The sequence below is a fragment of the Thioclava sp. SK-1 genome (assembly GCF_001705665.1).
GTDB lineage: Bacteria > Pseudomonadota > Alphaproteobacteria > Rhodobacterales > Rhodobacteraceae > Thioclava.
Genome location: NZ_MDHA01000053.1, coordinates 174,388 through 198,818 on the forward strand (window position 1 = coordinate 174,388; position 24,431 = coordinate 198,818).

The window sequence follows — 24,431 nt, forward strand, 5'->3', positions numbered from 1 at the left end:
AGACCCCTTGCACGCCGAAAATCTCACGTCTATACAGCGCCTCGTGTTCCGGCGTAGCTCAGCGGTAGAGCAGTTGACTGTTAATCAATTGGTCGTAGGTTCGATCCCTACCGCCGGAGCCATAATCAACCTAACCAGTTGATACTGAAAGAAAACGGAAACCAGCTCCGTTCACTTTCTCCCTCACGTGCGACCCTGGCACACAGGCCGCACACATGAGGGGCACAAGCGGCTCACACTCTGTGTCTCCTGTTGTCTCACGACGGATCAACCGTCGGGACCATCATGACGACTTGTCGATATCTGCACCGCAAGGGCAACCGCTTTCACTTTCGCCGGCGGCTCCCCGGACTTTCTTCATCCATTCCTGCAATTTCTTTGCCCTTGGGGACGACAGATCAAAATCTTGCGCATAACTGGGTGAGACACCTGACCCAGGAGTCCGACCAGATGTTCGATAGTTTCGTTTTCATGGCGCCGCCGCTGCCCGACGATCTCGTGGCCCGGTATTTCCGCCATTGCCTCGAAGCCAGCCTGTTCACCCTGCGGCGCCAAGTGCGCATGGCCCGGATGAGCGGCAGGTTCGGTGCCGACGATGAAACGCGCCTCTCCCTGATGCCCATGATCCTGCAGAGCCTTCTGGAGGATGGCATCCGCGACAGCCTCCCGCTGCAGCGGGTCGACCCTGAATGGTCGCCGGAAACCCTGGGCATCGCGATGCACCTTTATTCCGTGGAAGCCTGCCGCATCCAGTCCCCGGAAGAAACGCGCCGGATCCAGCTGACCTTTCCGGACATCAAGACCTCGGACCTCACCAGCGCCGAGCATACCGGGCAACTGCGCGAAGCGTACATCGCCGCCCGCCTCGCAGCCTTGCGCGATGGAACCACGCCGACAAGCTTCACCGCTTGTCGCGATGAACTGCAGTACTGCGTTCCGGCTCCCACCGAACGAGATGTTGTGATGGACGACCGCATAGGCGTCGAACCGTCGCCGGCCCCGCAAGCCTCCGATCCAACATGGTCCGCTTCGCTCGAGCATCATGGAATAGAACCGACAACCCCTTCGGCTTCAGCGCGCGTAGCTGACTTTCGAACGCAGCAAGCAGCCGATATTGCACGTCCGGCCCCGAAATCCGTCTGCAAGACCATGGCAACCCTCGCCGATCATTTCGCGGCTTGTAAGGATGCCGCCCTGGTCGCCGATTCCGACACTTGGTCCCCAGACATCGCCCATGTCTTCTGGCGAGCCGTGCGGTCCGAAGCCATGACGCCAGCGGTTGCGGGGCAGCGCGAATCCGACATCAGGCGCTTTATGTTGATCCTCGGGATCACAGATGTGTCACAAATTACTCAAGCAAAATTAAGCCACTGGAGTGATATCCTTAGGCAATTTCCGAAGAAATTCCTGCGTTCGGACAAGGATGCCCATCAGCAACTGGAGGCCATCCTACTGGGGGCAAAGCATCTCGATGCCAAGGACAAGGGTCTTGCCGCCGATACTTTTCGCCGCCACGTAAAGTCGATCGAACTTCTGATCAAACGCGCCGTTGCCGAGGGTTTGGCAGAACTGAAGGAGTTGGACCTGAAGGCTATCAAGCCAAAGAAGACCTCAGGGCGAAACAGACACAAGAAACGAGCAAGCTTCACGCCCCCGGAAACCAACCGCCTTTTGTCACATTCCCTGTGGACCGGCGCGGCCTCCGCTGCCCGTCGTCATGTTCCTGGGCCCGTCGTCACACGTGACGGCGCCTGGTGGATCCCGTTGATCCTTATGTACACGGGCGCTCGCCGTGCTGAAATCGCTGGGATGCTGGCGTCGGATATCCAGGAAGTCGATGGCATTCCCGCATTCATCATCCAGTCGAACCAGTACCGAGGCATCAAAGGGGAGCCAAAAGACGCCGGTCCCGACGAAAAGCTTACCCGCATCGTTCCCATCCACTCGCAGTTGCTGGACCTCGGCCTTCTAAATTATGCCGAACACATCCGCACCAAGGGACACTCCCTGTTATTCCCTGATGTCGTTCCCAAGCCGCGCAAGGGGTCAGTACGGGCAAAGGCCGAGGATCCAGCGCTCCTCGTACAGAAGTTCGGTGAGCGGTTCGACGACGCTTGGCACAAGTCAATGGCTATCGCGCTGAACGGCAACCCGCGCAAACTGTGCATCCACAGCCTCCGCCATTTCGTCAACAACACCCTGATCCATAAGCAGGAAGTCCACGAAGTTACGCGGCTTGACCTACTCGGGCATGTGGAAGGCTCCGAGGTCCAGAACACAAATACGTCGACATACAGGGAAGAAACGCCGATGGCGATCAAACGCGAGGCAATCGAGAAGCTGCCCCGATTGGAGGCGAGTTTGTCAGCTTGGGAAGTGGCGGGGAGGTAGGAACCCCAATCAAGCTATCCAATTCCAGTCAAAACCATGATTTTAAGGTGAACTACGCAACCGCATCTCGTGTTTCTATCCACCCAAGTTGCCCAAGGCGCCCAGACTCAAGATCGAGATTTTCGACACACTGTTAAAAGGCTACCTAGGGAAAGCATCATACCTCCTGCATTTGGCGGAGTTCCGGTACTCTCTCAGGAAATTCAGGGTACCGCGCGGCCTGCACGGCCTCCCATGTAGCCCCACGCTTCGCCAATTCAGAGAACTGAGTGCCCGCGCCGACGCGATTGAAGACGCTATTCACGACGCAGGCCCACTCCCACATCAGACGTGACAGAGGGCCCGAAGTATCTTGGCGCTGCCATACTTGCATCAGGTCCAGCCGATCTCCCAATCGTAGCCCCAGCATCGCAACAGTGTAGCTCGCCACATTTACGTAGCCCTGCTTGAAGATTGACTTGGCATCCTTTGTCTTGATCTGCTTTTCGATAGCCTTGAATAGGATGACCTTGGCGATCATCTCCTTATACCATGTGACGTCGAGCGTATCGGGTACGATCCCTGGCTCCTCGTCCAGAGCAGCCATAAAAGCAACAAAGTTCTTCTCGCCACCCAACGCCACTTGGTTCGGAAGGCCGCGCCAGCTTTCATGATATTTGGCGAGATCGTTTTTCGTAAGTTTACGTCGCGTGGGGATGACTTCCTGCAGACGCTTCCTCTGCGCTTTGGTGCGGCCGTCCCGGAGCATGGCCACCGCGTATGCCCCGGCGGCACGTTCGTAAAACCACCGTCCTGTTCCATCCGGACACCAAGTCTCGTTCGCAAGTTTCTCGAACTCGACGTGAAAGGCCCGGTTCGCCGAAAGGTCTGACGTCTTCACCGCGGTCTGACTGTTCGCATACTGCGAAATTCGCGAGATCAACGTCTCACGCCCCTGATCTTCGCCATCGCGAAGGATCACGACCTTGGCCGGGATCATCACGCGCGAGAGGTCAAGATCCCGGTTGTCGCGACTTGAGAAGTAGATCGAGGACGTGGTCTGCCCCCCGTTTACAATCTGCATACCTTTCATGAGAGAAATGCCGACTTGTCCATCCTTGGCCTTTGTGAACTCAGCCTCATCACAGACGATGACCAAGCCATTGTTGTAGGCAAGAAAATGGCCGGGTTCTTCAATGAGAGTCTTCATAATACCGGCATTCACTTTCTTGCGCGTACCCAGAAAGGATCGCACGTTCGCCTCGAGCAAGGTGGTGTTGAAGCGTTCGTACAGCGCGCGCAGTACCTCCGCCGGGATCGCTGTCAGGGCATAGTCATAATCGGCGGTCGGGTCTGCCACATGAACACAGGGCAAAGGGCGACCGATTGCTTGCTCGAAACTTACGGCAATCTCGTCCCGTGGCTTTCCCGTCGTGTGGCGAAAGAGACGCTCCATGTCCATAGCTTCAACTTGGATCAGCCGGCCTTCCACTTCACGCGCAGAGAAATGTTTCGACTTGGTCTGCCCGTCCGTCAGGACAATGACGCGCAGCTGGTCGAGATCATGCCACCGCCGCTCCAGCGTCTCAACAAGCTCGAGAACAGGGCTCGTCGGATCAAGTCGTCCGGAGAGTTTCCCCGCACCCGCATTTGCGGCGAAAGTCACAGCTGCTTTCGCCACGCCACCCACATCTGAATCCCTGAGCTGCGTCAGGTGGTCGGTGCCGAGATAATGCGTCAGGAAAAGGTCGATCCGGGTATCATCGCCGGAAATGCTGTAGCCGGAAATCCGCAGTTTGGCATTCCGGATCGTCCCCTCCCAGTGACAGACCTCCGGTGCCTCCGATATCCCCGCCGCGCTCACGTCATCCATCGCGAGTTCGGCGAAGATCAGTTCTTCCTGTGGGAAAGCCTCGTCTGGGTTGCAGGCCCGTTCGGCCATAACTCCTTGGACATGGTTGCGGAACTCGGCGTGAAATTCAGACAGGTTCATCAGCCGTCTCTCCAAGCATCTCGAACATCATGTCCATGGATTTTGGTGTCTCATCGAGGCTCTCGATGTCGAGGTCGTATTGCGCATTGCGGATCTGGCCCGGTAGCGTGGCGCGGCGTAGGCAGGGGAAGCCCTCCTGCACCCGGAAACAATGTACGTCCCCGGACAGCAGCTTGCGGGTGTATCGGTCGGCATGATCATCGAGATACCGCGATAGCAGCAGCAGGGCATCGAACTGCTTGCGCACGCCGGAACCATCCATGATCTCGCGCAACCGGTTCACGGTTTGCGTCAGGGTTTCACCCGCCTCATCCTCGGCAAAGCGGATAGCGCAGAGGAACATCGGCCAGCGGTCGGAATCGAGTTGGTCAATGGAGTTGATCCGGGCAAGGAACCCCTGAGCCTTCGCCGTGCTCTTCACTTCAAAGGCACCGCTTTCGACATGGAAATCCTGCGCCGCCTTCAACGGTCCCTGCCAGCTGTCCAAAGCCACCAGAGCCGATCCCGTGTGCCCGATCAGCGCCTCCAGCATGATGAGTTCTCCCAACAAACCGGCCTGTTTCTCTGTCGAAAGTGGCTTGCGGCGCTGGTTGGCCATGAACTCCTGCCACTCCCTCACCCGCACAAAAAATGCGTCAAGCGCCGCCCGGGGCGTCACGCTGCCGAGATGTTCGAGGTGCCGCAGAATGTTGACCGCCATCAGGGCAAACAACTCGTGGGATCCGTCGATCAGCCGCACAAGGGCGACGGCCTCGCGCCCCACCGACCCATTGCCGGACGGTAGCCGCATGACATCAAAGCCCCCACCTCCGGGCAGCCGGTCGGCAGGCTTGATCGTGCCGGCCGGAAAGTCGACGACAATGGCTTCACGGCTCCCGGGGAAACTGCGTCCCGCGTGGAAGACCACCGCGCCGTTCCGGTGCAGCGGTGAAAGCGCCCAATCCTCGCCGTCCACATCCTTCAGCGCGCGCCACGTCCGGGCGAGCCCCTCCTCAGTCCAGGTCATTGTCCATCCCCCACATCACCGAGTTCGCCATGTAATCAGCATCCCGGACACGTCGCTTGGAAGCACTGCCCGGGAACGACATTGACCAGGCCAGTGCCGGCTTGCGCCCTTCGATCAATCTACAGCCTGACTTCGCAGGGTCCAGCAGATACAAAAGCAACAGTCCTCTCGTACGATCAGGCTTCAACCCGGTCCCTTCATGCCCAAAGCCGAGGACATGCCGGATCGCCGGACCTTTCGGATCATCGGGTGGCCCCTTGGTCTCGTTCCTATCCGCATCGCCGCGCCAGGTCTCACGGCTGCGTGCGACGGCTGCGTCGTATTGCGCCCAAGTCAGGTCAATGGCCTGGTCGCGCGGGGAAATCAGGGTCTTAATAGAATAACGATCGTCATGGTCACCGATTGCTTTTCGCTGAAGCATACCGACAGGCACGCCGCCGATCGTTTCGGTGTCACCCTTTTCCGCACCTACGAGAGCGACAGTCCAACGTGACAACTCTCCGTCGAGGTTCATTCCCGAGATGAAGTCGGCGAGCATGGGAGGTACGACACGCAAAGAACTTGGATGCGTCTGGTAGCTCCTGAGGAATTCGATGACCGTCATGGGCGATGCATCGCGCCACAGCGCACCATTCCAGCTCTGCCCTTCCGGCACATAGTGCTGGTCCTGCAAGGAAAGTTGCTTACCCAATGCATGGATCAGGGTTTCACCTGCGGCGAGGTTTTGTTCGTGCCGATTGTCAATCGGTAACGCGACCGTCTGCAGCAGGTCGCCGGAATAGGTCAGATGCACGGGCTTCGCCGCACGCATCTTTGCCTTCGACGTGACGGTCAGGATGGAGTGCGACTTCACCCTCAATCCGAAATCCTTCGGCGTTCCTTTTACCGCAACCATGTTGTCAAATTCCTGCCGAAGCTCTTCTGCGGCATCGGCGATGTGGCCGAACCACGTGATCATCTCGCGCGACGTATAAAGGCGGCAGACATCTAGGTACTTGTCCCGATACCCGAACCAGCGCCCCATCTGCATCAACGTGTCGTACATCTTGGTGGTGCGCAGGAAATAGCTGGTACACAGGCCCTCAAGCGTCAGGCCGCGCGCCAGCTTGTCGCCACCGATCGCGATGACCTTCAGCCCCTTCCTTTCGTTTTCGGCATAATCGAGAGCATCCTTCGCGGAGCCGTTGATCTCACGAACGTCGATGTCCTGGAGCACGGAAGGCAGGACGGCGCGCACCTCCGCCCATGAAACGTCTTCCCCCTGAGGGACATCCAGGAACGCGTCGCGCACCCGGGCCATGTCAGGATGGAAGCGGGTCTCATAGTCGGACTGCATCCGCATATCAAGCTCGGCCAAATCGATATTGCGCACGTAGCGGTGCTTCATGTGGCGGACAAAGTCATCGACCTGCGACACGATCTCGCCCTGCACCGAGGTGAAGCGCGAGACATGGATAAGCATTGAGCTGTGCTTGTCGCCCTGCCCGCGGACCTTGCGGACCGCGCACGCGAATACGAAGGAGCGTATAGCTTCTTGCAACCCCTTTGGCAGTATACGCTCGCCACCGATCCGGGGTTGCCAGTGGTTCTTGTGCGTTGGCGGCATCCATTCCAGGTAATCCGCATCGTCCAGCGTACGCGCCAGCGGCAGGTCTTCGGGCACCGACGAGGCCGACCCAAATACCCTGCCTGGCCCAATGTAATTGGTCGGCGCGCCAAGGCTTGTGATGAAGGCGCACGGGAACAAGTCCGGCCCATGCTCCGCCGTGGCGTTCTTCTCATGAATAAAAATGTTTGCGAACGGCGTCGCCGTGTAGCCGACATAGGATTTTCTCGAAAAAGTGTTCAACACTCGGCGGATGAGGCCATTCAAGGTGGTCGGGTCGTGCTCGAGGTCGGGCTTGCCGTCGTCCGTTACCGGCTTTTCGCCCGTATCGACCGACCCATGATCGGATTCGTCATCGATGACCAATGCAGGAAGCGCGCTGACGATCTTGCGCCCGGTCTCCGGATCGACCGTATCCGCAGCGTGATTTTCCAGCCAGTACACGAGCCGTTCCAAGACATGCTTCTGCTTCTTCACGACAAAGAGCCACGGACGCTCCTCCGGCTTCACGTTGAGCTTCCGGGATGTCGCCGTGTCGAAGTCGCCCTTGTCGGATCGGTTTGTCGCACAGTTGGGCTGGGACTTCTTGTCCTTGTCGATGAGCCCCACACCAACCAGTGGAAGATGATCGACGTTGACCAGTGTCGCATACCCGAGAAAGCCCTCGTCGAGGCGGATTTGCGTCTGAGCTCGGAGGTTGTTGTGCAGACCGGCCAGAACGATGATGATCTTGTACCCGGCGTCCGCGGCCTTGCAGATCAACCCGGTATAGTTGCCCGTTTTGCCCGACTGCACATGCCCCACCACCAGCCCACGACGATCCCAGTTTCCATTACGCAGCGGGTCCTCAAGGTTCCCAAGGATCTCGTCGGTGGACTTGTCCAGCGCGTCCAGAGCCTTCCAAGGAAGCTTCTCCTCCATGTATTCGGAATACCGACGCCAGTAACGCCAGCTCTGCTTTCGGTCGGCATTTAGCCAAGGTTCATGCCCCTCCGTGGCCACCAGCGACGCATCCTTGCCGATACCATGACTTGACCGCCGGATCATCTCGTCGATAACAGCCTCTCGGTCGACACTCTCGAACAGATCCGGGTCAATCATCTCGACCTTGCGCAGGACGCTGTCGATCAGGTCCGCCGTGACCAGTTCGCCGGTCTTTTCGATCTGACGGCGGACGAATGGCCCACTCGCCTTCAGGATGTCCGCAAAATCCCTGCTCTCCGACATGATCGGGTGCCCTTTCTATTTCTCTCCCAGACCTGCAATCAGATCCGGTCTCTTGTCGAATGGCCGGGTGCGGGCGAGCCGCTCCCTTGCCTCTGCTTCGCTCAGGCCGCGCGAATGCACCAGGGCATCGAACATGGCCTCCATCATTTCGACCAACGCCGGGTCAGCCTCCTCATCCAGGATGCTTTCCGGCGGTTCGTCATCCTCCGCCGTATCCAGCCAGATACGCTGAACCGGCACGGTGCCTTCGACCAACCGCAGCAGCGCTTCGATGTCCTTCGCCAGCGGACCGGCGCGGTCCATTACGGAGCGATAGAGGTCATGTTGCCGAGACAGCCGATACGCCGTCGCACCGGAGGAACGCTTGATCGCCTCCCAGATGTCCGGCATCCCCTCCTTGCCATGCGCCCCGTCAGAGATCAGTCGCCCGCGAAAGGCGTAGACGCTCCGGGCCATCTCCCGGGTTTCCTTTGCGAGCCGCAGCAACTGCGGACGCAGCCGGACCGGCGGACTGGCCGTCGATTTCAGGACGTTGATGTTCCACTCGCTGTCCATGGTGTTCGGGATATCCAGACGGATGCGCGCCAGTCGGTGGGCCTCGTCACGGGGCCATTGCCGCCCCCGCTCGCCAAGCCGCAACCAACCGGACACGGCCAGCAGCCGCCGGTTGCGGTAGATGTAAAAGCCTTGTTGCGAGGTCCAGCCATCCGGCCCGGCCGCGGCATCGAAGTCTGCGGCACTCTCAAACTTGTCCTTGTGCGGTAGGACATTCAGCTGAACCCGGACCTCGGGCGCGCCGATCAAGGAATATTCAAGACTTTCCAGCCGCTTCGACAGGTTTCCCATCAGGAAGGGATCCCAGGGCTTCACGCGCTTGCCGTTCAGTTTCAGATCGATCTGACCCGACGCCGTTCCGATGAGACGATGGAAGACCATGGCTAGATGACGCTCCACGGTGTCCAGTACCTCGAACAGATCATCGCTGGTGAACCCCGGCGTGACGATCCGGTCCAGATCCTCCCAAAGTACCACTGTCCCGGCACCCTCGATGCTCAGCCGCTCCTCAGACCCCGGACGCGGCCCTTCGATCATCGGCCAGTCGCCGCCTAAGATGTCCTCCAGCACATCAAGATCCCACCGGAGGCAGGCCGATTCACAGCCCGCCTTTCGCGAGCGAACTGTCAAGGCGCGCGCCTGCGAGAAGCTCGCGGTCTTCAGCCCCATGCCGAAACGGCCTAGGTCGTCCGTCCGACGGGCATGGCGGGGGTCACTGGCCCCCAGCTGCATGGCCTTCTCCAGCCCGGCATCATCCATGCCGCATCCATCGTCGGTGATCCTGATCCAGCTGTTCGACCCGGCCCATTCCACATGAACGTCCACCGTCCGCGCCCCGGCGGAAATCGAGTTGTCGATGATGTCGGCGATGGCCGTGGCCGTGGTGTATCCGAGCCCCCGCAGGGACTCGATCAGCATCCCCGCCCGCGGCGGTGCGTTGCGTGTCTTCATATTCGTCATTCAGAGAAGGTTCCGGAGCAACCGCAGATTTGCAGGGTGTCCCATTTTTCCAAGGCATTTCGCCTCGACCTGACGGATGCGCTCCCTTGTTACCCCGTAGATCGTCCCCAGTTCCTCCAGGGTCATCTCGTCCTCGTCGCGCAGTCCGAACCGGCGCACCACGATGTCCGCGCCACGTTCCGGCATGTCGGCAAGGAACTCTTCGATTATTTCCCTGCGTTGAAGGGCGAGGCAATCTCGGAACTGCGGAGATTCCACATCAAGACAATCCGGGACCGACTCGTCGAAAGGAACGGGCCTTCTGGGAATGCGCCGTATCTCACGGATGACTTCCGGCGGAATTTCCATACCCTGTGCAATAATCGCTATGACAGCTTCCGCCGGCGAACCTTCCGGGATGTACTCTTCGAGCTTGTCTACCTTGCGCAAGACCAAGGCGCGATGTGAGGGAACGCGAACCAAAGAGCCCGTGTCGTCCTGCGCCCTAGTGATGGCTTGCCGGACCCCGAACTGGCAGTAGGTCATGAACCGATTCCCGCGATCATATTCGAAACGATCGATGGACCGCATTAGTCCGAAGACCCCATCATGCACAATATCCTCAATGTCGGGAACGTAGGCCTCACGCCTGCTGGCCTGCCGCCGAACGAGAGACAGGTGCTCCAGCAGGATTTCCCGCCTGTACCGCTCCCGAACCGCAAGCGAAGCCTCGATATCCTGGCGCAGATCATCCAGATCTGGGTTGGCCTCCACGCCCTTCGCGATCAGCTCGACCGCCGTCCGGGAGAGCTTCAACGCCGAAACCGCCTCGAGCGCATCCTCGCGATCCTCGGAAGTAACATCCCCCTCCTCCAGCAGCGTCTGGTATCCAACGAGGTAGGACAGTGCTGCCGACAGGACTTCGCTATCGGGCGTCTGGCGCCCATGCTGGATGTCTAGGTCGGTCAGGAGACTCGAATCGATGGTACCGGTTTCCACCCGTTCACCCAGCATGACGACCACGGACACCAGCATGGCGTCGCTGACTAGCGTCCGGCAGATATCCTGCTGGCAGGCTGCCAGTTCCCGGAACAGACGCGCTTCCGCCCGCGCAGAGAGCGGTTTGAACTCCATGCCCGGGCGCATGTTCGACCCGTTGCAGATGCAGGACAGCAGATCGGCAATATCCTCTGGATCGGGAAACTCGCCAGAGACAAAGGCCCCATCAGCGTCTTCCTCCATCGTCAAAAGACCGAGATTGGTCAGCTCATGAACCAGATTGGCCCTGACGATTTCAGGGTCGAAGCTGCCCCTGATCTCCCCGATCAGCGCGTCGATCTCCTCTTCCGTGCAGCCTTCCGCCAAGACGGAATTCTCGACCCATTCCAGCAGCGCGGTGTAGGAAATGGCATGATACCGTGTCTTCGGCGCCGTCGCCTCAACGGTCGACCTTCGCCCCCTGTGAACGTCAAGAAACGACCTGAACGTGGCAGCATCGGCATTCTCCGCCGTTTGCGGCAGCGGGCCGAGAATGTCCTCGGCGTCGATGCGGAATCCAACCTCGCTCACACCATCGAAGTCGAACTCGGCCCCATCATCGTCACCCAGTCGCGTGACCCGCCCTTCAACCGCATCGAAGGAAGCCGTGTAGTCGTTCCACTCGATATCCCGATGGAAGTCTTCGGCTTCTTCCGCACCTTCGAAATCAAGATCGAGGTCATCAAAATCAAAGGACTCTTCGGTGTTATCCACGACCGGCCGGGGCGGAACCGGCCTGACCTTGACGGGTTCGGGCTTGCGTTCCCGGGGCCCGTCCGCTTCCGAAACAGCCTCCGGCAGCAAGCTGCGCAACAGCCCCGCCACCATGGCGTGCCCGTTCTCTGCAGCCCGGTCGTGCGGCTTCTTCCGCTCGAAATTCACTGCCGCAGGATCTGCACCGGCTTTTATCAACTGGTCGCAAAACTGAAGCCGCCCCTGCGCCGCGCAGATATGCAGCGCAGTATCCCCCTTGCCGTCAAGGGCTTGGACGCGCCCGGCAGAGATCAGTTGTGTGACGGTCTCAGCCTTGCCCTGAACAAGACCGATCAGTTCCTTGATGGACAGACGCTCCACCTCGGCATGCGCGGGAGACGCCGAAAGGTTCTCGGCCTCACGATCCTCGAGTTCATCAGCCAACGCATGATGTCCGGCCTCTCGCGCCCTGCCGGACGCGCGCAAGCCCTCGGTATCCAACGCAGTCGCGCTATGACCACGTTCCAGCAGAAGGCGCACAACCCGGGGCCGACCTTCACGGGCAGCGTCATGGAGTGGAAAGGAAGTATTCTTCACCGCGGCCGAGACATTGCCCCTGCCGCCAGTCCGAATAATGCCCTCGCTCGCCAAATCCATGAAATACCCTGTCAATCCAAACTATTGTTAACCGATCGTTAGACGATGTTACACCGGAAAAAGGCGAATCGATAACCACCTTAAGGCGATTTCACGCCATAATTTACGTTTGATACATCTACCATTTCGTCGTCCACGGTCCGAATTTCGTGAGAACACCGAGTGCATGTCCCACCCACCGCTCAGAAAGCCCCGATCTCCCGGTACCGAATCTCATGATGCTCGCCGCCCATGACAAATGCTGTCACCTCGTCGAGCACGCTTTCCGACACGCCTCGTGTCAACGCGCATTCCCACACCACCAGAACGCGCCATCCGGCCTCCATGAGGGCCGTGGCATTGGCATGGTCACGACGAACGTTTCTATCGAACTTGTCTCGCCAGAAATCGGGCCGCGTCGCCGGCGTCGTCGCCTTGGGACAGCCTTGATGCCTGTGCCAGAAGCACCCAAGCACCTCGATCACCACACGCCATTTCCGCAGGACTATGTCGGGCCTGCCGGGAAGGCGTTGGTCATGGACCCTAAAGCGAAATCCACGGGCGTGCAGCCCGCGCCGGAGCATCGTCTCAGGCTTCGTGTTCGTCCCCCTGATTCCCGATCATCATCCGGGACCGGGTCTGCTTGTCCACCACATCAACCATGCGTTAAATCTATTTGTCGCGACAGTACTTTCCATATGGCACCTGGCGCGAAACTTGGTAGAGGTTGCCGCCGGAAGGACCTGCTCATGCCGAAGAACTTTGCCATCATTGATCTATTCGCCGGGCCCGGTGGCCTTGGCGAGGGCTTCTCGCGCGCAGGGCGAAATTCCGACAGCCGGATGAAGATTCACCTTTCCGTCGAAATGGACGACCACGCGGTTCAGACCCTGTGCCTACGGGCATTCCTGCGATCCTTCGGAGAATTTCCGGACGAGTATTATGCCGCGCTGAAAGCCGGAAACGGCATGCCGGATTGGCAGTCGCTATTTCCGGCGCAATGGAAACACGCCGAAGAGGAAGTCCGGCAGCGCATCCTGGGAGCAGACGGAGTATTCGACGAACTTGCCGTCGAACTGGACCATGCGCGCGAAAGCAGCCATGGCGATACCATCCTGATTGGCGGCCCGCCCTGTCAGGCCTATTCCCTCGCCGGGCGCTCCCGAAACAAGGGCAAGGCGGATTACGTCCTCGAAAACGACGCCAGGCACTACCTCTACCGTGAGTACGTGAAGATCCTCGAACGGCTGCGTCCAGCCGCCTTCGTCATGGAGAACGTGAAGGGCATGCTGTCCAGCAAGGTTGATGGCGGTGGCATTTTCCATCGCGTCCTCGATGACCTCGAAGCCGCCGGTGACGGGTATCGTCTGCTCCCTCTCGCCAATCCGATTCCGGCAGACGGCATCCGCGCCGACGCCCGCGATTTCCTGATCCGCGCCGAAGATCACGGCGTCCCACAGGCCCGCCACCGGGTCATCATCCTCGGCATAAGGACGGACCTCGCCGGCAAACTTCCCGCAGGCCTGACACTATTGGGCGCCCCCCAACCGCCCGTCTCCGTTGACGAAGCGATCTGCGGCCTGTGGTCCCTGCGCAGCGGCCTCAGCCGCAAGGACGACGCCGACGCATGGCAGGACACCGTCCGCGAACAGGCCGCACGCATCGCCGCCAGCGAAGCGGTCCCGGACAAGGTCCGCGCCACGACTCAGGCAATCGCCATGGCCAACGACCTCCCGCAGCTGCGGCAGAGCGGCTGGCGCGGTGAAACCACCGGGATGCCTAACCTTCTTCGCGGCTGGTTCCATGACCCGAAACTGAAGGTCACCCTGCACCACGAAACCCGCGGCCACATCCCGGATGACCTCGGTCGATACATGTTCTCCGCAGCTTGGACCCGGGCCTTCAGTCGTGCGCCCAAGCTCGAACAGTTTCCCGCCTTCCTGCAGCCCGCACACCGAAACCGGGCATCTGGCGCCTTCGCTGACCGGTTCCGGACGCAAGCATCAGATCGCCCCTCGACCACGGTAACGAGTCACATATCCAAGGACGGTCATTACTTCATCCACCCGGATCCGAAGCAATGCCGCTCCCTGACAGTCCGCGAAGCAGCGCGCTTGCAAACCTTCCCCGACAACTATTTTTTCTGTGGCCCTCGTACAAAGCAATACCATCAGGTCGGAAACGCAGTCCCTCCCTACCTCGCCTACCAAATCGGGAAAGCCGTACTCGGACAGATCGGGTGAGGATGTGACTCTGCACCGGGTTTTCTCAAACAATAGAACCATTTTTTCCGAAGCCTTAGCCCGGATGAAGACCGAATGTCAGAAAGGAGAAACGGTTTTATCCATGCCGGTTGCCTGTCCTTGTTCGAGGCTATCTCGAAGCAGGGTCTCGATGCCTCTCCGGTGGATTGATGCTTCCACGAGATCAACAACAGTAATCCGCAAGTCAAAGCGCATGGTTGAGACAATGATGGATTCGTCCTTTCCATGTTCATGCGACCACGCCAATCGGCAAGCGCCCACGACGTCCAGAGCTATTCGACCGACTTCCCTCAGCCACTGTCCCCTTGACCAAGCGGCTGGAAGAGTTCCGCCATCAAGACTTCGATTCGGTACTGGCGCTTGGCCATATCTTCCAGAATGTTCGTCATCCTGTCCTCGGAGCCCGCTACGTCGGCTTGTGTCGCCATACCAGCCAACTGCGGCGCGAGGGTCGTCAGGGTTGTAGCGGCTTCGGACATGCTCCGGTCGATCCTCGTCAGCTCCTGAAGGAACTCGTCCATGCGATCGGCGAGCGGGTGCGCGTCGCGGGACAGGACACGGGTCAACAGATCGATGAGTTGTTCGACTTTCGGCAAAAGCTCTTTGTTGTCGTCTGATTTGGTCAAGGAAAGCCTCCAGATGCTCGGCGGTCGCACGGAAAGATGCGACGGGAAATTGCATGATTGTTTCTGTCATAAGCAACGCGCGGACGTTCAGCCGGACAAGCGTTGCGATGCGGGCGATTACCATTTTCAGGCGCTCGGCCAATGTCCTTGGTGGCGCCAAGCCTGATAGGACATCAAGCGGATCCGGTGGCGTAGATCCCTTCCAGCCTCCGAGGGCGCTATTGGCTGTCGCCCGCCTCGCCATTGCCTTGCGCAGCCTCGGTAGCGCTTCGGCAACCTCCTCCTGGCGGGCGATCATCGCGTGATGTGGATCAATCGCCTCTTCGATACCGTCCCCGAGAGCCGCGCCACGGAAAGTCACTCTCGTCCCCGGCCTGCCGAGCGGTCCGCATGTCACCCCATCGCGGCTTTCGCTGGTCACCCCCCACCCAAGAACTGCCAGCCCCATATTGACATGTTCGATCACCGCCGCACGATCACTGCCGTGACGTCGGACTGCGGATCGGCAGAGAGCGAATGCGCGATACCTCGGATCATCCAGATCGAGACGTACATCCTCTCCTGCCTGGACGAGGCGCAAGTGCTCGGCGATCTCCTTCTGCATCCAGCTCGGCCCGCTGATCCAACTACGCCGAATGGGACAGCGTGGATCGGTCCAGCCCAGAACATCGTTGACGACATCTACGAACGCATCCCAGTCGCGCCGGCTCGACATCAGCGGGGGGTGCGGGTTCCAGCTGCGCAGGGTTTCGCCCGGAGCTCCGACGCCGCGAGGCATGAGTATGTTGACCTCGAGGCGGCCGAGATGCGTATGCGTGGCAACAAGGACCGGTGGGCGTGACCGCGCAGGGATACCGGAAAAGCTGACCTGGAGAAAAAGCGAAATTGCCGCATCGACCTTGCGGCGCCACAACGGATCGCCGGCATTGAACAGCCGAACCGGAACGTCCTCCTCTGCCATGCTGAGGGTCGCACTGCGATATCGCGCAACAAACGGCAGACCATCGATATAGGCCCCAACGGCTTCCGGCGAACCGTGCAGAACTTCCGGTGCCGGACTTCTATGGACCGTTGTCCGCGTGTGCCCCACCGACTTCGTTACCTGACGATCCAACAGGTAATCGATCGCTGGCGCAGCAGAGCCAGATTGATGTTTCGCCCAGACGAGGATCATGACAGGCCCTCCGTTGAAGGCGTTGCCCCGTCACAGAGCGCGCCGTCATCGAGGCTTTTTGCGATGTTCACGAGTTGCGCCAAGATAGCGACGGCGTTCACATCATTGCCCGCGGAAGCGATGTCATCCGCGATTTCCACAAGGAGCGCATTTGCCGATGTCAACGCCTGCGCTTTCAGGAACTCCTCTCGGGTCGTGGCAGGATCGGCTGATCCAAGGGCGCGAGACACAACGAAAGCAGCGATGGAAAGGCCAACATCCTGAGCCCTAATTTTGATTTCGGACCATTCTTCGTCCGTTGCATGGATGCGGCGTGGCCGTGTCGGTGCATCCCGGTTTTGTCTATGCCCCATTCGTTTCTCCGGACTTATGGACCCGCCTGAGGGGCCTCGCTGTTTCGCTGCCCGCTTAATCGCAGGGCGTAGAGACAGCATCGCCGGAAAAGCCCCGTCACATAGGCTGGGGTCACATACTGGCTGTGGAGAAACTGCTCACGAGGCAGCGCCTTATCAGGCGCAACCTTCCATAATTATTGAGAAATTCCGCATTTTCTGCAGTGCATACCCCCAGAATGACCAACGAAAGTACCAAACAAGAAGTCCGGCTTCACGCTAAAGATGTGAAGGAATGACATTTCCTTTTTCGCAGATTTTCTTCTCGGAGGAATCGGCCAATCAACTATCCGCAGGATCCGAAAGACCCTGCTTCCTGTCGATCAGCCATCTTGTTGATCGAGCCAGGCGGAAACAATTCTGCGGACCATCTCAGGCCTTGTAGGCAGATCGCGCTCTTCCCGGCGAGCGTCATCCAGCCGAGCAATCAGCTCCAAAGGCATGCGTACCAAGACCGCCTCGGATTCGGTTTTCTTCTTTTCAGCCATGCAATATTTCTCCCATCACGACTTGCAATATCATGATAGAAGTGTATATTGATATCACGGGATGATCAAGAGCGGCAACTCCTGACCATCCCTCACCAGAGCAAACCTGACGAGAGGTTCACAATGGCTAATGCTGTCCATACCACGCCCCAGCGACGGGCGAAATCCGTTCATCACTACGAAATGCACGTCCTTCGACGTACATACATTCACCTCTTGCAGCGCATCGACGATGCCGTCTCGGCGGAACGCGAGCTCGAATTTGCAAGCGTTGGTCAACCTGGGGGCGTTCTCGACCCCTCCATGTCAGGCTACCTGCGCGCGTCAGAGATCGCGTGGGACGATGTGACCGATAGCATGTCCGCGACGATTGCTGCCGTAGGTGGAGTTGATGATGACTACCCCCTGGTCAGCATGGCCTTTGCTATCCGCGACATCTTGGCATCTGAGAATGGCTCCGAATACCACAGCCGGATCGGCCAAGCCCGAAAGCGGATCGCGACAATCTGTGTCCGGCCTGAAATGTCGATCATCATGAAAGACGGGCTCCAAGTATTGCGGGCGACCGCAGATCGCCTTGACGCCATGGACGGCCTGCACCGCTACGACCCGGACGATATCAGCGTCGCACCCTAATCTATTGAAGTCACCCCTCACGCGGCACTGGATTTTCACTCCGCTCAGCAAGGTGCCGCATTGAGACCAGACCCTGTGTGCGCCGTCACCGGCGCGCGCAGCTCATCTTTCGGGAAATCCAATATGCCTAAAGTCTATTTTTCGCGTCGCTCCCGCCGCGCTCCGGCGCATGTCCTTGATATCGAAATTGATCGACGCACTCCTCAGAAATCATGGCGTCAACTCGCGCGAGAACGCGGCTACACATATTTCGGACGGGATCCTCACAACCGTGGAAATGTCTACCTGCGCTGCAGCGCGTGCGCGAACTTAATGTATGTCCACACTCACGTTCTGCGTACCGCTAAGCCCGAATGTACCGCGTGCTGGCTGGCGGACATGGCGCGAGAGGCCGCGGCGGCAGGTCTTGAGTTTGTCGAACGTCATCCCACGGACAGCCATCGCGGAATTTACCGCGCGCCTTGCGGACACCTGCTGGACCGCCAACGCGGTTTTATCCAAAGGGTTGTTCTGGGAGAGGTGGACGTACGATGCTCGGAGTGTTTCGAGGGGTCGGTCGCTGCCCTCGCCCACGACCAGGGCTGGGAACTTGTGGGGCTCTCCGGACAGGGCAACCCCGAGTATCGGAAGCTCCGCCACCAGTGCGGTCACGAACAAGACATTGCGATTGGGAACCTTCGGACCCAGCGGTTTACTTGCAATGGATGCGGTGGAAGCTGGGCGGCTGAACCGAGTTTTCTCTATCTCTGTCAATTTGACCTGCCTGGATCGCAAGGTAGCTTCGTCAAACTGGGAATGAGCAGAAACCCCACGTCGAGACTGCGGTACCAGTTGGGCATCACTGCCGACATTCAGGCACGAATTCTGCAAGAAATCTCCATGGAGTCCGGAAGCGCAGCCCTGCGCACAGAGAAACGACTGCACGGCGTGCTGCGAGCAGAACTACCGCATTGCGTCGTACCCCCATCGGAACTGAACTGGATCGGCGTTGTGTCGGAGGTTTATCGCATCGAGGCGCTGCCACGCATCCAGGCGTTGCTGGCAGAACTGTCCCAACCGCATTCCGAGAACTGACCACCAACCATTTTCAAGATCTAAAAGCCCATTGATCTAGGAATTTCCCATGCATCACGACACCTCACATCCCTCAACCGATTATGCCCGTTCACTTCTGCGGCACCTGACACAACCGGAAGTCAGCGACGGTACGAGCATTGTCAGATCGCCAACCAATCTACAGCTTCTCTACGCTGCTCGTCTCGCATTCACGTTCGAGGACATTCCGGGCACACGGGCAACTGCCGCACCGATGACTATCACAGCCATCAAAGCATCAAGCGAATTCGATCGTTCGACACTGGCTGACTTTGCCGAGTTGATTCTGGCAGGCATGAGCGATCTCTGCGGTCTGGACCTCATCACCAACACATCCGTGATTTTTGTTCGGGAGGGAACAGACAGGGCCAGAGCCTATTTGGAACGCGACTTAAACAGTGCAATTGCAGGCGGAAAGTCTGTGATCGCAATCATCTCCGACCAAGATGATCTACCCGACTCAGCAAGGTATTTACCTCGCTGCAGTCTATCTCTTTCGCCCATCACGGGAGATATCATTGCGGAAGTCATGCGTGTGACGTGGAAAGCGCCCTCCAGACGCCTTGCAGCGATGCTTCGGCAGCATGATCCGAAAATCGCCAGTCTTCCATACTGCATTATCCTCGGCGCACTGGAACAGATTGAACCCGGCCGCACCGTCGAGACAGTTATCAAAGCACTGGAACGCGGCACGCAGCCGCCAGATGGTCCCTCGCTTGATGATCTGTATCTGTCGAAATCACTGCAGAACCATATGGACGCGGTCCTGACAGATATTGCTGATTTCCGTGCAGGTGTTGTGGCCTGGCCAGACGTATCAGTTTCGACCTTGCTCTTCGGACCTCCCGGCAATGGCAAGACGAGCCTTGCAAGAGCACTCGCAGGCTCCGGGCGCCTCCATTACGTTTCATGCAGTTTTTCAGACTGTCAGGCGAACGGAAGCCTTTCGGATTTCCTCAAAGCTCTGCAGAAACGATGCGCCGAAGCTATTGCCCATGCGCCCAGCCTGATTTTTTTCGACGAATTGGATAGTTATGTCGACCGCGGCGCGTACAGCGGGCGCAATGATACCTACATGAGGCTTGCTGTGAACGGCCTTCTACAAGTGCTGTCTCAACTGAATGACGCACCTGGAGTAGTTGTCGCAGCTGCTACAAACCACCCTGATGACGTCGACCCTGCGATCATCCGAGCGGGCCGGTTCGACCATCACATCATGGTTGGACCACCCGACATAGAAGGAGCCGGCACGATTTTGCGAAAACGCCTCGGTTCGGGCGCAATCCATCTGGATCTCTCTCGTGCATTGAATGCACTGACGGGCCTGTCCGGTGCGGACATCAGCACCTCTGCCGCCAAAGCCCTTTCCATTGCGCGCCGAGCCCGCCGGCCCATCCAAGTCGAAGACCTTTTAACGGTCACAGGGAAACTGATCCCTGCTTCATTTTCCGACAACACTTGGCGTATCGCAGTCCACGAGGCCGGGCACGCCATCGCGCGTGCATGCTTAAGTCTGCCACACCCAGAGCGTGTCTTGCTCTCGCCAACATCATCCTTCGTGGAGGGCAATTTTCCTAGCCTGCTACGCCGTCCGGATGTTGATGCAATATTGGCTGTATTTCTCGGCGGCCGCGCCGCCGAGCGCCATGTGTTCGCGGATATTTCCTCTGGGGCCGAAGCCGATCTACGCCAAGCCACGAAATTTGCTCTCGACATCAAAACGCGTTCCGGCTTGACGACCGACAACGCCTTGCATCTTGGGTATTCGATGGATCGACCGGAAACTTGGCCACCGACTCTTCATGATGCCCTCCTGCGCATGATGCAGGTCGGTGGTAACTTGGCGGCCAAGGCAATCGCCGCGAACGAAGCGCAGCTGCTCGCCTTTGCGAAAGCACTTCAAGAAGAGCGAGAGCTGGGCAGTCATCGACTGAAAGAACTGCTGTCCGGCATCACTGTCCTCGACCGAACGAACGATGGCTTTCACAAGACGAAGTCTTCCGAGCACATCGAAATGGCGCTGGTGGGCACCCAGGTGCCTACTCAGCCCACAACGACGAGATGACAACTTACATCAAGTTTCCTCCGTGGGCGCTTTGGTCGCCCGCGGCTTTCTGGACGGCGCTTTGCCCAGCTGCCACATGAACTCCTGAAGCAGGCTATCGAACCGCGCGGCATCCTCCGCACGCCTTGCGTTGGCGTCCCTTACTCGGTCCCTCATCCCCTCGATCTCGAATTCAAGCTGTGCAGCACGTGCAAGAGCGCCTTCCAGCTGTGCTTTGTCCAGTTCATTTCCGGATTGGACGATCCCGCTGTAAGTTGTGAACCGAGCTTCAGCCTTGTCCCTCCGCTCTTCTGCGTCGTCTTTCGCTTTTTCTGCTTCGTCAACCTGCTCTCGAGCTGCGTGCAGCTGCTCTTTCAATTCGCAAACCTCATCGGTCAGGCAACGAATATCCGAATACGCCTCATTGATCCGCTCCTCCATTTCCTCCCTCTCCTTGCTCCACATGCGTTCGCGCTCCGCCTCCTGACTACGCAAGCGCTCGATTTCACGCAAATGAAGCTCTTCACGAATGTCCGCACGGTCGTTGGCCATTTTCCAAAGGCCCAAGGCAAGCAACTGCGCTTCCTCCAGAAAAGCGTCCGGCAGCTCGGATACCTCGGCAAGGTGTGCATTCCGACGGTTCCACAGGCCCGTGAAAGCCGGAATGTAGGAGTGCGCCTTGGAGCCCAACTTTGCCTGAACGTTACGGGTTGATGCCTCGGTGCCGTCGTCCTGAAGTGCTTGGGCGGCCTCGAAGACGGCTTCGATTTCGATAGTCATGAGCGATACCTTTCTTACTCGATATCGCGCAGGTATGCTGGTGGGTTTTGGAATTCGCCCCTTCGAGGCGCAGAAAGTGTGGAAAACTGCGGAGACCAAGGGGAGGAACCGCAATGGCCAGCGTTGCGGCCGTTGTAGCTGTTGTAACAGTCATTTTTCTTGCTCATGCCCGCTGCGATCGTGTCTCAACACCCTGGTTTTGATGCACTGAGCCATGGAGGCAGATCTCCCTTCTAACTGGCTTGAAGGCTTGCACTCCTCGGTCCTGAGCTGAATGTCCGCTTTTTCGCTTACCGTAGAGGCTATTCCAAAACAGCAACTGTGCATCTGATCGCTTTCCGGTCCAGACCTTACTGTTGGCCGACCAGCATTGACGCATTGTTCTGGACGACGGCCGGAGCCGTGATTATCATGATGACAGCCGCGCACACACGGAACACCTCCGGCGCACACGCGGCACACAAATCCACCTCTCCGGCGTGAAAACCTCGGCGGGCACAGAGCAAAATCAACGGCTTAAGGGGTATCAGCGAAAATAGCTCCGATCCCTACCGCCGGAGCCATAATCAACCTAACTGTTGTTCGACATCCAAAAGCCGTCTTTTCGACAAAAGACGGGTTTTGAATGATCACCGCATTCTGCCGTCGATCTGGCTGCCTTTGCCAGAATACTGCGGTCAAATGGGACGTGCGGGATCAGCTCTGGCCAAGACCTACCGCCCTTTGCAGCACCGGTTCGGCCTCTTGGCGTAGATATAGGGGACCGAAGTCCACTCCATCAGGCGAGAACGGTCTGACGCCGGCGGCGCGCAGCTTGGCGGTGCAGGTCTGGCGATGGAGGCCGAATTCATCCTGCATGGTCGCAGGGGTCAGGAATCGGCGGTGGAATTCAGTCTTATCGTCCTCAGAGACATAAAGTACTGCGCGCCGCGTCACAGGGTGCCGGTTCCAGAATGCTGGTGCATGACCGGCCTGATGCAGCGCCGGATACCAGCCCCTGCGCCTCATGCCGATGCGGGTCGCAAAGATCGAGGCTGGTTGCCCGGCCGCCGCCGTTTCGTCGCGACGGCGGACATGAGGGCGCGCCCCAGTCATGCTGTCGACCTCGGCTTTCAGAACCATGAACGACCGATAACCCGATTGCCCGGGATCGCGCGCAACCCTCATGCGCCCCTCCCTGATGGCATCCAGCATCGCGCCGACCGGAAGGCCGGTGCGCCGTTTCGCGAACTGGAGCCCCTCCCAGCCAGAGCCATCGGCCGGATCGAGTTGCATCAGGGTGTGCAGTTCCGCAACCAGTGCCAGCCCGTCGGCAAGCCGCCAGGGCGCCTTGACTCGAGGATGCCTGGTCAGTGGGCGAATGATTTCCTCTTCCCGTAAGGTGCGAAGCTGTGCCTCGGTCGCGCCCATGGCTGCAAGCATGTCGCCCCGCCCAACCAGTGTTGGGATCTCGGCCAGAAGCCACGCATATTCGGCCGCGTCGAAGGTACGCAGTGCAGGCGGGCGTGGATCTGTGGCCGGCAACGCTCCGGCATCGGTCAGGATCTGCTCGACCAGTTTTGTCGAGACGCCGATCTCATTCGCCGCCGTTCTGGGGCTATGGAGGCGCCGCGCCGGCAGCACCTCGCCCAGGACGCGCTCGCCGGTGGCAATCGGCCAGGTCTCGAGAATGCAATCCCGCAGCATCGTGCGGAATGGATCGAAGGCTGCATCTGTCAGGTAGTCATCAAGCGCGACATACAGCTTTCCGAAGGTCTGCCGCGGGGCGATCTGCGTGCCGCCGCGGCTTCGGGCAAGATCCCGCAGAGCCTGACGGAAGGTCGCCTCTCCTTGGGAGAGGACAGCGAAACCGGCTTCCTGAGCCTCTGCCACTTGTCTGTCGCCACAGCTTGCTTCGGTGGAGCGCTGTTGCAGCAGGGCCATCCCGAAGAGCTCGGAGATCGTTGTGACCGCATATACACCGTGCCCGGACAGCCAGGTCGGGTCCTCGCCGGTCTCGAGGCGGTTATCCAGCCAGAGATCGTAATCTGTCGGTGCGGAGCGGGGTCGATCGAACGCCCCGGCCATGATCCCGGGGGCAAGATCGCGCAGCCGGGCGGCGCTGTCGAGCCTTTCGGAAGGCCTGCCAACGTCCCAAAGCGGCACGATAGGGTGGTGGTGGCGGCAGCAGAGATTGACCGACCGCAACAGCCAGTCGCCCCGCATCGCCATTGATCGTTCCGGATGGCCGGGTGTCGCCAGGGCATCTTCTTGCAGGCACAACGGGCAACCTCGCATGACCGGATTGCGCAGGGCGCGCGATACAAAGACTTCACCTCTGAAGGTCATCCTGACGTCACCGACAGGCACGCCAGTCCAAGACGCAAGTTCATCACGTATTGCAGGGTCCAGTCCTGCCGCTTCGGCCAGGCAATCAAGGGCAGCGGTCTCCAGATCCAGAAAGCGGCGGATCTGATAGCCGAGATCGTTGGAAAAGTCGCTCATCGTTGCAGCGTTCATCGTGGCGAAACGCGAAAGGAAGGATAGGACCGTTTCGCGCGGGGCCGGGAGTGGCCGGAGAGGCAGGGAAAAAGGCATCGGATTCCATATAGGTCTTGTCTTGGACACGATGCGCGAACAGGCGAGGCTGGTCCAGAGAAGATTGGACTTGCATCACTTCCGTTCCGGTTTTCTGTGAGCAATGCTCGCTTTGAAGGAGACTGGATATGGCACCCAAGCATAGTGAAGATTTCAAGCGCGAAGCGGTTCGGATCGCGGCGCACAGCGGCCTGACACGGCGACAGGTTGCGTCGGACCTTGGGGTTGGTTTTTCGACCATGGGCAAGTGGATGCGGGATTACTCGACCGATCCAACAGCAGCTGAGGACGC

General features: G+C 59.0%; 18 protein-coding genes and 1 tRNA gene. 8 read left to right on the forward strand and 11 right to left on the reverse strand.

Annotated elements, in window-relative coordinates; genetic code table 11:
- Nucleotides 1–47: 47 nt before the first annotated feature.
- Both BFP70_RS13325 and BFP70_RS13330 read left to right on the forward strand, forming a co-directional pair.
- A tRNA-Asn gene (locus BFP70_RS13325) sits at nucleotides 48–122 on the forward strand.
- Nucleotides 123–450: 328 nt separating this feature from the next.
- On the forward strand, nucleotides 451–2,391 hold the full coding sequence (locus BFP70_RS13330) for a hypothetical protein (protein WP_066012138.1): 1,941 nt from the start codon (nucleotides 451–453) through the stop codon (nucleotides 2,389–2,391).
- Nucleotides 2,392–2,548: 157 nt separating this feature from the next.
- Here the strand turns inward: BFP70_RS13330 and BFP70_RS13335 are convergent, their stop codons facing one another.
- The 6 genes from BFP70_RS13335 to BFP70_RS13360 form a co-directional block, all read right to left on the reverse strand.
- A complete protein-coding gene (locus BFP70_RS13335) occupies nucleotides 2,549–4,363 on the reverse strand; it encodes an AIPR family protein (protein WP_066012139.1) in 1,815 nt (604 codons plus the stop codon).
- The gene (locus BFP70_RS13340; protein WP_066012140.1) at nucleotides 4,350–5,369 is read right to left on the reverse strand and encodes a PD-(D/E)XK motif protein; all 1,020 of its coding nucleotides are present in this window, start codon (nucleotides 5,367–5,369) and stop codon (nucleotides 4,350–4,352) included. Before BFP70_RS13340 ends, BFP70_RS13335 begins: the two co-directional genes overlap by 14 nt.
- On the reverse strand, nucleotides 5,356–8,202 hold the full coding sequence (locus BFP70_RS13345) for a Z1 domain-containing protein (RefSeq protein WP_066012141.1): 2,847 nt from the start codon (nucleotides 8,200–8,202) through the stop codon (nucleotides 5,356–5,358). Before BFP70_RS13345 ends, BFP70_RS13340 begins: the two co-directional genes overlap by 14 nt.
- Before the next feature lie 15 nt (nucleotides 8,203–8,217).
- Complete coding sequence (locus BFP70_RS13350; protein WP_066012171.1) at nucleotides 8,218–9,708, reverse strand: ATP-binding protein; 1,491 nt, start codon at nucleotides 9,706–9,708, stop codon at nucleotides 8,218–8,220.
- Between the two features lie 9 nt (nucleotides 9,709–9,717).
- Nucleotides 9,718–12,084: a sigma-70 family RNA polymerase sigma factor gene (locus tag BFP70_RS13355; RefSeq protein ID WP_066012142.1), complete on the reverse strand. Its 2,367-nt coding sequence runs from the start codon at nucleotides 12,082–12,084 to the stop codon at nucleotides 9,718–9,720.
- Nucleotides 12,085–12,266: 182 nt separating this feature from the next.
- Nucleotides 12,267–12,647 (reverse strand): very short patch repair endonuclease, encoded by a 381-nt coding sequence (locus BFP70_RS13360; protein WP_369820207.1) that lies wholly within the window; start codon nucleotides 12,645–12,647, stop codon nucleotides 12,267–12,269.
- Nucleotides 12,648–12,812: 165 nt separating this feature from the next.
- On the opposite strand from BFP70_RS13360, the gene BFP70_RS13365 reads away from it, so the two are divergent.
- Nucleotides 12,813–14,306 carry a DNA cytosine methyltransferase gene (locus BFP70_RS13365; RefSeq protein WP_066012143.1) on the forward strand — a complete coding sequence of 498 codons (1,494 nt, stop codon included), beginning with the start codon at nucleotides 12,813–12,815 and terminating at the stop codon, nucleotides 14,304–14,306.
- A 311-nt stretch (nucleotides 14,307–14,617) separates the two neighbouring features.
- On the opposite strand, the gene BFP70_RS13370 is transcribed toward BFP70_RS13365, so the two are convergent.
- Entirely contained in the window at nucleotides 14,618–14,953 is a 336-nt protein-coding gene (locus BFP70_RS13370; RefSeq protein WP_066012144.1) for a hypothetical protein, read from the reverse strand.
- A 454-nt stretch (nucleotides 14,954–15,407) separates the two neighbouring features.
- On the opposite strand from BFP70_RS13370, the gene BFP70_RS13375 reads away from it, so the two are divergent.
- Entirely contained in the window at nucleotides 15,408–15,794 is a 387-nt protein-coding gene (locus BFP70_RS13375) for a hypothetical protein (RefSeq protein WP_066012145.1), read from the forward strand.
- 329 nt (nucleotides 15,795–16,123) lie between these two features.
- Here the strand turns inward: BFP70_RS13375 and BFP70_RS13380 are convergent, their stop codons facing one another.
- Nucleotides 16,124–16,480 carry a hypothetical protein gene (locus tag BFP70_RS13380; protein WP_066012146.1) on the reverse strand — a complete coding sequence of 119 codons (357 nt, stop codon included), beginning with the start codon at nucleotides 16,478–16,480 and terminating at the stop codon, nucleotides 16,124–16,126.
- Between the two features lie 362 nt (nucleotides 16,481–16,842).
- On the reverse strand, nucleotides 16,843–17,007 hold the full coding sequence (locus BFP70_RS20740) for a hypothetical protein (RefSeq protein WP_255356706.1): 165 nt from the start codon (nucleotides 17,005–17,007) through the stop codon (nucleotides 16,843–16,845).
- Between the two features lie 216 nt (nucleotides 17,008–17,223).
- On the opposite strand from BFP70_RS20740, the gene BFP70_RS13385 reads away from it, so the two are divergent.
- The 3 genes from BFP70_RS13385 to BFP70_RS13395 all read left to right on the forward strand — a co-directional run bounded on the left by BFP70_RS13385 (nucleotide 17,224) and on the right by BFP70_RS13395 (nucleotide 20,803).
- Entirely contained in the window at nucleotides 17,224–17,643 is a 420-nt protein-coding gene (locus BFP70_RS13385; RefSeq protein WP_141693200.1) for a hypothetical protein, read from the forward strand.
- A 123-nt stretch (nucleotides 17,644–17,766) separates the two neighbouring features.
- The gene (locus BFP70_RS13390) at nucleotides 17,767–18,717 is read left to right on the forward strand and encodes a GIY-YIG nuclease family protein (protein ID WP_141693201.1); all 951 of its coding nucleotides are present in this window, start codon (nucleotides 17,767–17,769) and stop codon (nucleotides 18,715–18,717) included.
- Nucleotides 18,718–18,766: 49 nt separating this feature from the next.
- Nucleotides 18,767–20,803, forward strand: coding sequence for an AAA family ATPase (locus BFP70_RS13395; RefSeq protein WP_066012149.1), 2,037 nt, complete (start codon nucleotides 18,767–18,769; stop codon nucleotides 20,801–20,803).
- A gap of 9 nt (nucleotides 20,804–20,812) precedes the next feature.
- Here the strand turns inward: BFP70_RS13395 and BFP70_RS13400 are convergent, their stop codons facing one another.
- Together BFP70_RS13400 and BFP70_RS13405 are read right to left on the reverse strand one after the other, a co-directional pair.
- The gene (locus BFP70_RS13400) at nucleotides 20,813–21,562 is read right to left on the reverse strand and encodes a DNA-binding protein (protein WP_066012150.1); all 750 of its coding nucleotides are present in this window, start codon (nucleotides 21,560–21,562) and stop codon (nucleotides 20,813–20,815) included.
- Nucleotides 21,563–22,258: 696 nt separating this feature from the next.
- On the reverse strand, nucleotides 22,259–24,139 hold the full coding sequence (locus BFP70_RS13405) for a TniQ family protein (RefSeq protein ID WP_083217503.1): 1,881 nt from the start codon (nucleotides 24,137–24,139) through the stop codon (nucleotides 22,259–22,261).
- Between the two features lie 128 nt (nucleotides 24,140–24,267).
- Here BFP70_RS13405 and BFP70_RS20745 point away from each other — a divergent pair.
- Nucleotides 24,268–24,431: transposase (locus tag BFP70_RS20745; RefSeq protein ID WP_141693202.1), on the forward strand; the 164-nt coding region annotated here is incomplete at its 3' end.